Here is a 10,623-nt window from a genome sequence, read left to right as displayed (position 1 = left end):
TAAAAACAAAAGCGAAGCTATAAGCAGGTTGCCGCAGGCAGACCCGAAGAGGCCGCAGCGACAGCGGAGCCCGAGCTGGTCACAAATCATTCTGATTTGCTGCTCGCTCATGCAACCTGGAGCAGCCCGACCCCACACGACAGGGTTGGCAATTTCCCGATCCGCAAAGACGCAGAACTCGCCGGGTGTATACCCCCGGCGAGTTCCGCAGTGCTGGCAACAGCCGGTTAGAATGGGAATTGATAATCGTAACAAAGTGGCTGCAGCAGTCAGGTCGGTGGCCTGCAGCTGAGCCGGATGTTACGAAGCCTGACGGCTCCCATTCTGAATAATTCAGAATGGGAGCCGACTCTGTATAACACCAGGATCTGTTCTTCTTCATCATAGTAATAAATGAGTAGCAGGTCGGGAGACACATGGCATTCCCGAAATCCTTTCCAATTACCGGAAAGAGAAGGATCATGGTTTTTCTGAGGTAGTATTTCAGGCTTTGCGAGGCGTTTGGCGATTTTTCCTACTTCGGTCAGATCATATTGCTTATTACCTGATTTCTGCAGCTGTTTCATGTCTTTTTTGAATCTACCGGAAGCTTCAATAGAATACATGGATTACAGGTTGATCCCTAATTCATCAAAGAGCTCATCAACTGTATCGTATTTGCTGAAAGTGCTCCTGTCTTCCTGAAGAGCCTCTATCGTTTCGGCATTGGGGTAATACTCCTGCTTTTCTTGTTTAAGGAAATGCAGGTAATCGAGCAAAGATGCTACCTTGGTTTCAGGCAGAGATTCTATTTCGGATAATATCTGTTTTTTCATATCAATATTCATCATACCCTCCCTTATGGTGGACATTCCGGTGAAAACTGCCGCCCATTCCGGTTTTATCCTGCCACCTAAGTCACTTTCCTCAACCGCTTGTTTCATCTAATCCCGAGTGGCAGGGTTGAGTCAAGTTCTTTTATACATCTTCTTTTAAAACATTTCCCGGATGAACAGGCTTGCAGTTGTAATTCTTGTGAATCTCCATTGGTCGCATAGTTGAGCATAGTGATAATCCCGGTTATCAACAGCCGGTTAGAATGGTATTGATAATCGTTGTCAACAAAGTGCCTGCAGCTGAGCCTGGAGTTACGAAGTCTGACGGCTGGAGTCATTTTTCTATTTGTAAACATCTTTCCTGTGTTTTTCCACTCTAATTTATATAAGGCCATCAGATTTCAGTTCAGCCAGGAAGTCTTCATGTGATGTTGTTGGTTCATCTTTCCTCTCAGCAATGACAGCCAAGTCATCAAAATCTTCCATGAGTTGGTTAAAAGCTTCAATAGAAAGTATCACTTCGGTTTTTCTGCCCTGTTCATCAGTGATATATCTGGGATGCAAAGCTTGAATATTCATAGGGCCTCTCTTCTTTCTTTCAAGATAAGGAAAACATGAATCTAATTCCATCCCCAAAACCTCTGATATTTTCAATAAGTGCAGTCGATGAAGCACCGGACCATTCTCATGCGTTGTTTATACAGAATTGAAACAATGAACAGGTATGGAGGAGTGAAGGATGAAGGCATGCGCCCTTAAGTATTCCAGCAGAAAGAAGAATGGTTTTAACGATGAATCCAATGCCATTCTGCTTCTACTGCTGATATTCCTGCTCTTCGGCTCCTGCTCCACCTTGAATCTACCCCATTCCGGGACAGCTCAGGTACTGTGCACAGAATCCTGGGGAGATGTGGAGATGTTTCTTCTTCCGGGAGAGATCAGTCTGGAAACGGATCTGAATCGGGACGAAATATTGAAAAATGCAGATCAGTCCCTGAACTTACTTATTGATAGACAAAACAGCCTTGCCAGGGAGAAGCCCGGGGGCCAGGTCGAGATGGTCCTCAGTCTCAGAGAATACTCTTATATGAAAGACTACAGACTCCTCAATACCATGTCACTGGAACTGCTCGTACAGGACAGGGAGGGGAATTGCCTCGCCAGGTACTACCATGCGGAAGAATCAAAAGACTCTTTTTTTGCGTCCAGCTTTATGTACGGCCAACTCAAAAAGGGATTTAAAAAACTGTTCTGATGAAAGATTATACCCTGACTTTCTATATTCTGCTGATTCTGGTCCCCTGCCTTCATGGACTCAATCAGGATTCTGTCACACTGGATCAATCGGTCCAGATGGCCATGGAACAGAATAGCCGCATTATTGCAGAGAACCTGGACAGACAGGATGCCTGGCGCAGGCTCCGTCTTCAGCTCCGTCTTTTTCTTCCCTCCCTTCAGTTGGGATTTTCAAAAACGGATTCTGTGACTCAGGGTGCCCCCGATTCAAGAGTCAGGAAACTCAGTTTATCCATGAACCAGCTGCTATTCAATGGAGGCCGGGATCTGGCAGCTTACCGCTCTTCAGAGAGGAATCTGCAGCTCAGAGATCTCAAAGCCCAGGATCTGATAGACAGCATTGCTCATGAAGTGACCCTCCAATATGTGGATGTCCTTAAAAACAGTCAAATCCTGGAAATTCAGAGACGCTCCTATGAAAACCTTCTGGAACAGATTCGGATTGCCGCCCTGGAAGTCGAATTGGGAGTTCTCAGGGAGACAGACTACCTGGAGATAAGAATCAGTGCCGTCGAATATTCACTGAACATACGAGATACGGAAGAACTGCTCCTCAAGAGCCGGTATGCCCTCGCCTCCCTGATGTCCCTCCCCCTGGAGCAGCTTCCCCCTCTGATGGGTCATCTGAATCAGGATTACAGGGGAGATTACGCTACAGAATCGGGAGATCTTCAAAACTTAATCCCCGATATGAAAAACAAGGCCCAGGAATATAATAAAGATTTGATGAGCCTGTATCTGCAGGAAGCCCATGCCAGAAGAGTCCTTCTGGATTCACGGATAAGCTGGATTCCCAAGATCGAAGGGACAGCAGATTATTCGGTATCAGCCATGGATTTCCCTTTGGATGAACCCTCCTTCTCTCTGGGTATTATTTTTACTTTTCAAACCCCTCTATTACCAGGCAGCGTCAGTCTTCAGGCAGGAAAATCAAATCCCCTGGAGCATAACGCCTCGGCCCATTCTGAAGTGAATATAGCAGAAAACCTGGAAGGCCTCATCGATCCCATCACAGCAAGATCCAGTCTTTACAAGACTCAGCTTCAGAGAGAAGAACTGAGGCGGTCCATTGCCTTTCAGGTGGGTTCCCTGTCTCAATCCATCCAATTAAACCTTCAGAGACTGGAGATCAACCGAGATAAAATCAGTCTGGAATCGGAGAAACTGATCATCGAAGAGGCCAGGATGAAGATCGGAGAACTCACGAGACTGGACTATGTGAAGTCTGAAATCCGTTTATCCAATCATCAGACCGAGCTGATTGAAAACATTGTGGCTCTATACAGCTTAGAAAAGGAACTGGAAAAGATTTGCGGCATCACCAGCAACAGACAGGGGGGATCTTTAATATGGTACTCAGAATAAGAGTAATAAGTCTGCTTTCCACGGTGTTTGTTATTCTTTTGACAGGCTCCTGCGGCAGAGAGAAGGTGAAGGAATCTGTTCCGTCCGTTCTTCCTCCTATTGTGGAAGAGTACATCTGTAGTAAAGAGCTTTCCCGGAATGAGATATCTACCTATGGAACCATCAGCTATATCAACAAGGCAGATGTAGTTCCAAAGTCCACAGAAACCATTCAGGACCTTTATTTTGAAGAAGGAGATGATGTTCAAAAAGGAGAGGTTCTGGCACGGCTGGATACGAGGAAACTTGAACTCCAGATGGAAGAAACAAAAGCAGGCATTGAAACAAAAAAAGCAGCCCTGAACCTGGCGGAACAGAGGCTGGATGAGAGCCGGAGAAACATGGAGGCTCAATTTCATACGATTAAGAATGCCGAACTGGATCTGGAGCAGAAGCGGGATGATGTTGTCCGAATCTTCTCCATTCTGGACAACAAGAAGCTGCTTTTTGAGGCTGGTGGCATCACACAGGAAGAACTCCTGTCCATCGAACTGAGCTCAGGTGAAAAAGAAACCGCTTTGAAACAAGCCGAATACAGTCTCCGCATTAAAAAGATCGGGTTCAGGGAGGAAGACCTAATCCGGGAAGGATATGAACTTCCAGAAAATCAGGAAGAGCGGAAGAACCTGTTTATGGAGCTGAACACCAGAGTTCAGTCGGCGGAGGCACAACTGGCCAGATCGGAATGGCAGGCCGCACTGACCAGGATTAAGACATTGGAATTGTATATGGAGGAGTGCCGTATCAAGGCTCCTATAAGCGGCATCATTGCCCGAAAGTATATGGATATTGGAGAGAGGGCTCAGGAAAACCAGCCTCTATACATGATCTACCCGGTAGATCAAGTCTACGCTCTCCTTCAGTTGAGCGAAAAAGACCTGCTCAACGTAAAAACCGGCCAGGAAGTTCTTGTTTTAAGCGACAGTGACGGATCCGAACACAGGGGACAGATTCATATGATCTCACCCTGGATTCAAAAGGAATCAAGAAGCGGAGAAGTCAAGGTTCTGATCGGAAATGATGAAGGCGTCTTTAAAATCGGTCAGTTCGTCCGGCTGCGGATAGAGTTGAAAAATCCTATTGAACAAATCATGATTCCAGCCGAATCCATCACAGGAGCAGAAGACCCTGGGGTGTTTATAATCCGTCAGAATTATCTGTTTCTTAAAAAAATAACCATTGAAGAAGAAAAGGGGAGAAGATTCCCCGTTCTGGAGGGCCTGAAGGAAGGAGACCGAATCGTCAGACTCCCTTCTGAGCTTCTCAGAGACGGAATGGAGGTACGGGTCAGATGAAGATACACGGCTTGGTACCGGCATTCTTTCTTCTGTTGATTCCCGGCTGCTCACTGGTGGAACTGAATCATTCTGAAGATTACACATCTTCTCCCGCCGAGGAATACGAAGTGTTGAGTCAGGGCAGTCCTGTTTTGATCCGCTTTGTTCAGGATGTGGATCAATATTCGGTGGAACAAACTGTAAGTATCAAAGACCACGACGGCAAGGTAGATGTCAAAATACTCTGGGAGGATGATAGAACATTGACAATGTTCCCCCTGTCGGATCCAGTGGCTGGATTGGAATATCATCTTGAATTTAACGGGTACTACACCCGCGGTGACGGCAAGTCAGTCGAATCAAAACTTTCGCTGCCCTTCTACTGGGTGAAGAGTGAGTTTACGCCCTTACGGATTCTCTCCTTCTGGCCGTCTGATGGTACCATTGTCTCTGAAAATGCAGAGTTAGTGATCAATTTTTCAAATGATGTAGATGAGGCGTCCCTCGTCAGGGGTCTCAGCATCAGTCCTGACATAGAGATGAACCGCAGATGGTCGGATCACACTCTCCTTTTGAGTCCGGTTGAAGACTGGGAGAACCTGAAGACTTATACCATCAAAATGACCGATGAAGTCAAGAACAGCTCGGGGACCCCTCTGTTTCCTTCATGGGAGAGTTCTTTCTATGTTCAATATGGTACGGAAATACCATCGGTCCTGTCGGTGGGGAGCTGCAGCAGAGATGGATCAACCGATTTTGAACCTCTTGAGGGGAGTCTGACAACTCTGACCCATGATCAGGCACTGAGGATCCATTTTTCACAGCCCATGGACCACAGCCTCACTGAGAGTGCCTTTACCCTGACCCCCTCACTGGCAGGTGATTTTTTCTGGAGTAATGATCCCCTGAGGACGGGCATAGAAGATCTTGTTTTTCTGCCTAGAGACGGATTCAGGATGTCCCAATCCTACAGGCTTCGCATCGCCTCTTCAGCCCAGGGAAATACAGGAATCACAATGAGTTCAGATTTTTATTGCGATTTTACTCCCGCTATCGAAGAACAGTCACTGCTGACTCTGGAATGTCTGTCCTATGGTGGTTTCACCTTGAACAGCTACAATTCAGACCTGTCCTATGATCTGCCTGCCGGTCCTGTATCCCCTTTCAGCCTGAGTTTCCGCTTTACCTTTTCCAGACCCTTTACGAGTGATCTGGAGAAACAGAATGTACAAACCAGGCTCAATATCTTCGAGCTCTTCAGTTCCGGAGGCAGTCCCCGGGCAGGTCTATTTTCATGGACCACCGACACCACCATGACCGTCCTGTTCTCAGGATTCAACGCCGATGCCCTTTCGGACTACTACTACATTCTGGAACTGCCCGGGGGAGAAGGAGGCATTGTCAACGATGAGGGCAGCTTTTTCCCCGAGGATGTCCGTCAGCTCTTCCGGGTGGCCCGATTATGAAAAGGCTCTTTCTTCCGGCACTGATCTGTCTACTGTCTGTTGTGAGCTGCCGGTTCATCGAAGAGCTGAAACATATGGAGGCTCCCGAGATCATTTCATGGTCTCCCGGAGAAGAGAATCAGGAAGCCCCGGAGCTGCATGAAGTGAGTCTTGATTTCTCAACTTCCATGAACCAGAGCCTCACAGAAGCAGCCTTTTCTCTGACTGAAAATGAAGTGGATATTCAAGGAGATTTCATCTGGGAGGAAAACAGAATGCGATTTCTCCCCTATCAGGGATTTGCTGCGGATAAATCCTACACAATGTCTCTGAAAAAAACTGCAGAAGACGGGTTCGGAAATTCCTTCTCTCAAGAGTGGAGCACTGAATTTGCCACAGGATCAGACCATGAAGCCCCCCTTTTCAGGAAAGCCGAACCAGTCGATTTTTCAAAGATCACAAATCTGAGACAAGAGTTCACCCTGCTGTTTTCTGAATCCCTGGATCAGCAGAGTTTCAGGGATGCCTTTTCAATAGTACCGAACCTGAAATATTTCCTGGAATGGGTGGACAACAAAGTCATTGTTCATCCTCTGGAAGATTTTGAAAACGGCAAAGAGTATACACTCTCCATTTCAAAAAGCCTGATGGATCAGGCCGGGAACAGGATGGATCGGGAAATAGACCTGATATACACAGTAACTGCCCGGGATGATCCTCTATTGGAATCTATCATTCTTACTTCCTCCGGCGGCGAGCTGGATCCTTCGGGGATCAATACGGGAGTGGAGAAAGATGATGTCATAACGGGGCATGTCAACAGAATCATGAATGAGGAAGAACGATTGAATCTTGTACGCCTCACTCCTGAATCTCCTTATGATGTAAATTGGAACAGCAACTTTCAAGACTTTACCCTGAGTTTTGAGTCCCTCGACTGGGAGGGGCATTACGAACTGAACCTGCTGGAGCAGAATTACCTCCTTTTAGCAGATGGTGTGGAGAGCCGCCCCCCGGAAGTGATTTCATTAGCCTTCTGTTCCGACAGTTCCGGGGTTCTTCCACAGATTTTGAGCCTGAACAGCTCCCTGGGAGCATCAGATTCCACGACGGCTTTTCTTGATTTTCTCTTTGTCCGCTCAGATGCCGGAACAATCAGTCAGTTCAGTTTGATGAATGCCCTCTCTTTTGATTCGGCGGTTCTGAGCTTTGAAACCATTGGATATGAGGTCTATGACGGTTCTCAGACACCCGGACCTGCCGTTTCCCCCGGTCCGGGAGAAAGCCTGATTCGTATTCACCTGAATATCAGCGATACAGGACTCCCCGGGATAGTCACATTCTCCCTTTCAGAAACCTTGTCGGATACTCTGGGGAATTCTCTGAAAGAGCCCTGGTATCTGACTGTGAATCAGCCATGAATCTTTTTGACTGGACAAAAGAACATCCACTTTCCGTATTAATGGCCTGCACGGCCTTTATTCTCTTTGGAGGAATCTCTTTTTTTGAGCTAGCCTTTGAAGAATTACCGGATCTTCAGATTCCGGAAATACGAATTGCCGCCGCCTTTCCAGGATTTCCTCCCGAAGAGATGGAACAGCTTGTGACCATACCGATGGAAAATGCCCTGTCTACAGTCAGGGATGTCAGTTCCATGGACTCGGTATCCAAGGCCGGTATCAGCTCTGTGACTCTGCGCTTCGACTGGGGAGCCGACCTGGATCAGGCCTCACTGGAGGTCCGGGAGAGCATTGACACCCTCTATCCTCTCCTTCCCCAGGGAGTCAAAAAACCTGTTGTATATACATCGGATCTGTCTCACCGTCCCTGTGTGACCCTGGCTCTGATTCCGCCTCCCGGTAGGGGCATCGAGGAGCTTTACAGTTTAGTCCAGTATGGAATCAAGGGAGAATTTCAGAAATTGGAGGAGGTTTCCCTCGTCGAATTAAGGGGATTGAGAAAACCAGAAGTCCATGTTGATCTGGATATGGATTCTCTTGAGACCCTGAATCTGACGGTGGATGAGTGCTCTCAGGCTCTTTCTGGATACCTTGTAAACCGGAGTATCGGAAAAGTCGAAGACGCAGGCCTGAGACGACTGGTAAAAATGGAGACAGGGATTACATCCCCTGCCGAGATTGGGGCACTGAGTCCCTTTCCGGGTCGGAATTTAAAATTATCCGACATTGCCACTGTTCAGATGGAGAGAAGAGAACCCACATCCCTCTTTCTATATGAAGGCCGGGACGGGGTTGGGATTCATCTCTTTAAAAGCGCCTCATCAGGAACTCTTGAAGCTGTCGGCAGCATCCTCAAAATTCTGCCTGAATTGCAGAGAGCCTATCAGGGACGCCTGGAAATAGTCCTGATAGAGGAATCCGGTTCCAGGATTAAAGACTCTTTCAGAAGTCTTCTGAGTGCCCTCCTTTGGGGCCTGGCTGCCGCATCCGCCATTCTCTTTCTACTCTACAGAGAGTTGCTGATCCCCCTGATAACCGCCCTCAGCATCCCGGTGACCCTGGTGCTGGTGTTTTTCTTCCTCTATCTTCTAAAGATTTCCCTGAACACCCTCTCCCTGATGGGCATGGTGGTGGGGATCGGCCTGATTGCCGACAGCAGCATTGTTGTACTGGAAGAGATCAGCCGTCCCGGGGGAAACCTTAAAACGGTCAGCCCCGCCCTGCTTGCATCTGCCCTGACCACCATTATCGTGTTTCTTCCTCCCCTTTTTATACCAGGCATTACATCCGTTTTATTCCACGATCTGATTGTAACCATTCTTCTGACCATTGCACTGTCGCTGCCGGTTTCCCACTTCTTTACACCCGCCTGTTTTATCCTTCTGGGAGGTGAAGACGGCAGTAAAAGACGCAGCCCGAAAAGGAATAAACCCTATAGAAAAATCCTCTACATTTCCTTGAAACATAAAAACAGAGTCCTCACCCTGTTCTTCCTGATACTGGGGGGCACCATCCTTCTGTGCCTCAGCATCCCAGTTGAGATTCTTCCTGCACAAAAGACTGGAAAAGGAGTTCTTTCTTTGACTTTACCCCGGGGAAAAGACTTCAAGGATGTCCGTAGAACTGCACAGCAGGTCATCGGAGATCTCAAAAAGGAAATGAAGACAGAAAGAATCTATCTTGAATCAGGTTTTGATGAAGACAATCTCAAGGCCCGTTCAGAAGCCAGGCGCAGCCTCCATGACCTCAATATTCATATTCAATTTATCCCGGGGGAGGATGAAGAGAAATTAATGAAGATCATGGATCAACGGGCCTTCTTTGAACCGGAGGAATCTCTTTTCGAATCCCTTTTAAGAGGCACTATTCTGGAAAATATTGAGCTGCTGAGTCAGGACAGGGAGAAACTCTACGGCTTCCTCCTCCCTGAAGGGTATCAGGATCAGATGAATCAGGATCTGCCTATACTGCAATTTGAAAGTGATAGAGACAGCCTCAATGCCTCCGGATTAACAGGAGTTGCCCTCCTCAGGACTCTCTCCAGTGAGATCCGCGGCACGGTTGCTGGAGAAATCCTTCTGTCAGGAGAAAGAGAAAAGATTCCTGTCATTTTAAGAGCCTCTCAAGAGTACCGGGGCAGTAAGGAGGATCTTTTGCAACTGGGATTCAAACAGGAAAACGGTCTGATACGGCTCGGTCAACTGGGAAGTTTATCCCAAAAGATTGATTCTGCCGAACTTTACAGGTCGGACAGGCAGAATATGAGACCCATAAAAGCCTTCCGGGAGGGAAAAGGCATGACCGGAATCGAGATTCTTGCAAAAACACTTCCTCAAGAGATAAGAATGAAGGAAACCCGGGGTACCGAGGGGCATCAGCTGGTCGTCTTGTTTCTATTCGCTCTGGTTCTGATGTATCTCATTCTGGGAATGCAGTCAGGTTCCCCCTGGAAGGCTTTGCTTCTTTTCAGCTCTATCCCTTTGTCTCTGCCGGGAAGCTTCCTCCTGCTGAAGATCTTCAATCAGAGCCTGAACCTCGACTCCTTCATCGGGCTTCTTATCCTTCAGGGGACCATAGTTAATACAGCCATCCTCCTTGTCTCGTCTTATAAAAACAATTCCCTGACTCAGGTTCTCACATCTTCAGCCCAACGGCTCCGGCCCGTAGCGGCGACAACCTTGACTACAATAGCCGCCCTGGTTCCCGTCTTTATAACTGCCTGGAAAAGAGAAGATCCCAATGCATCCATGACGCTGGCCGTCATGGGAGGGATGCTTCTCGGCACCATTCTGATCATGATTTTTATCCCGACCCTCTTCGTCCGGTCCTCCCAGCGTCATGATTGATGTCTCTGTCCGAAACCGGTCGATCTTTCTTTTTCTAGCCTTCTCCCTCCTTTTTTTCCCGGCCATGGGGGGTCTTCAAT

General features: G+C 47.6%; 10 protein-coding genes. 6 read left to right on the top strand and 4 right to left on the bottom strand.

Features of this window, described 5'->3' with window-relative positions:
* From PF479_RS14895 to PF479_RS14880, 4 genes are all read right to left on the bottom strand, one after another.
* Positions 1 to 255: hypothetical protein (locus PF479_RS14895; protein ID WP_298008009.1), on the bottom strand; the 255-nt coding region annotated here is incomplete at its 3' end.
* A gap of 14 nt (positions 256 to 269) precedes the next feature.
* Positions 270 to 605: a type II toxin-antitoxin system YafQ family toxin gene (locus PF479_RS14890; protein ID WP_298008007.1), complete on the bottom strand. Its 336-nt coding sequence runs from the start codon at positions 603 to 605 to the stop codon at positions 270 to 272.
* 3 nt (positions 606 to 608) lie between these two features.
* Positions 609 to 923, bottom strand: coding sequence for a hypothetical protein (locus PF479_RS14885; RefSeq protein WP_298008005.1), 315 nt, complete (start codon positions 921 to 923; stop codon positions 609 to 611).
* 273 nt (positions 924 to 1,196) lie between these two features.
* Complete coding sequence (locus tag PF479_RS14880; protein WP_298008003.1) at positions 1,197 to 1,445, bottom strand: hypothetical protein; 249 nt, start codon at positions 1,443 to 1,445, stop codon at positions 1,197 to 1,199.
* 109 nt (positions 1,446 to 1,554) lie between these two features.
* Here PF479_RS14880 and PF479_RS14875 point away from each other — a divergent pair, with 109 nt between their 5' ends.
* Genes PF479_RS14875 through PF479_RS14850 form a run of 6 tightly spaced genes read left to right on the top strand, consistent with a single transcriptional unit; the run spans position 1,555 to position 10,543 of the window.
* Positions 1,555 to 2,070 (top strand): hypothetical protein, encoded by a 516-nt coding sequence (locus tag PF479_RS14875; RefSeq protein ID WP_298008001.1) that lies wholly within the window; start codon positions 1,555 to 1,557, stop codon positions 2,068 to 2,070.
* A complete protein-coding gene (locus tag PF479_RS14870; protein ID WP_298007999.1) occupies positions 2,070 to 3,476 on the top strand; it encodes a TolC family protein in 1,407 nt (468 codons plus the stop codon). The genes PF479_RS14875 and PF479_RS14870 overlap by 1 nt, the downstream gene beginning before the upstream one ends.
* Positions 3,461 to 4,810: an efflux RND transporter periplasmic adaptor subunit gene (locus PF479_RS14865; protein WP_298007997.1), complete on the top strand. Its 1,350-nt coding sequence runs from the start codon at positions 3,461 to 3,463 to the stop codon at positions 4,808 to 4,810. The genes PF479_RS14870 and PF479_RS14865 overlap by 16 nt, the downstream gene beginning before the upstream one ends.
* A complete protein-coding gene (locus PF479_RS14860) occupies positions 4,807 to 6,258 on the top strand; it encodes an Ig-like domain-containing protein (protein ID WP_298007995.1) in 1,452 nt (483 codons plus the stop codon). The genes PF479_RS14865 and PF479_RS14860 overlap by 4 nt, the downstream gene beginning before the upstream one ends.
* Complete coding sequence (locus tag PF479_RS14855; RefSeq protein ID WP_298007993.1) at positions 6,255 to 7,658, top strand: Ig-like domain-containing protein; 1,404 nt, start codon at positions 6,255 to 6,257, stop codon at positions 7,656 to 7,658. Before PF479_RS14860 ends, PF479_RS14855 begins: the two co-directional genes overlap by 4 nt.
* Complete coding sequence (locus tag PF479_RS14850; RefSeq protein WP_298007991.1) at positions 7,655 to 10,543, top strand: efflux RND transporter permease subunit; 2,889 nt, start codon at positions 7,655 to 7,657, stop codon at positions 10,541 to 10,543. Before PF479_RS14855 ends, PF479_RS14850 begins: the two co-directional genes overlap by 4 nt.
* The last annotated feature ends 80 nt before the right edge of the window (positions 10,544 to 10,623 follow it).

This window comes from Oceanispirochaeta sp. (assembly GCF_027859075.1).
Taxonomy (GTDB): Bacteria; Spirochaetota; Spirochaetia; order DSM-2461; family DSM-2461; genus Oceanispirochaeta.
Note: the sequence above shows the minus strand (reverse complement) of the source record. Positions and strands in the feature narration are given on the sequence as shown.

Coding starts and splice junctions, on each gene's coding strand:
- PF479_RS14890 (WP_298008007.1), bottom strand. CDS start 605: ATGTATTCTATTGAAGCTTCCGGTAGATTCAAAAAAGACATGAAACAG.
- PF479_RS14885 (WP_298008005.1), bottom strand. CDS start 923: ATGAAACAAGCGGTTGAGGAAAGTGACTTAGGTGGCAGGATAAAACCG.
- PF479_RS14880 (WP_298008003.1), bottom strand. CDS start 1,445: ATGGAATTAGATTCATGTTTTCCTTATCTTGAAAGAAAGAAGAGAGGC.
- PF479_RS14875 (WP_298008001.1), top strand. CDS start 1,555: ATGAAGGCATGCGCCCTTAAGTATTCCAGCAGAAAGAAGAATGGTTTT.
- PF479_RS14870 (WP_298007999.1), top strand. CDS start 2,070: ATGAAAGATTATACCCTGACTTTCTATATTCTGCTGATTCTGGTCCCC.
- PF479_RS14865 (WP_298007997.1), top strand. CDS start 3,461: ATGGTACTCAGAATAAGAGTAATAAGTCTGCTTTCCACGGTGTTTGTT.
- PF479_RS14860 (WP_298007995.1), top strand. CDS start 4,807: ATGAAGATACACGGCTTGGTACCGGCATTCTTTCTTCTGTTGATTCCC.
- PF479_RS14855 (WP_298007993.1), top strand. CDS start 6,255: ATGAAAAGGCTCTTTCTTCCGGCACTGATCTGTCTACTGTCTGTTGTG.
- PF479_RS14850 (WP_298007991.1), top strand. CDS start 7,655: ATGAATCTTTTTGACTGGACAAAAGAACATCCACTTTCCGTATTAATG.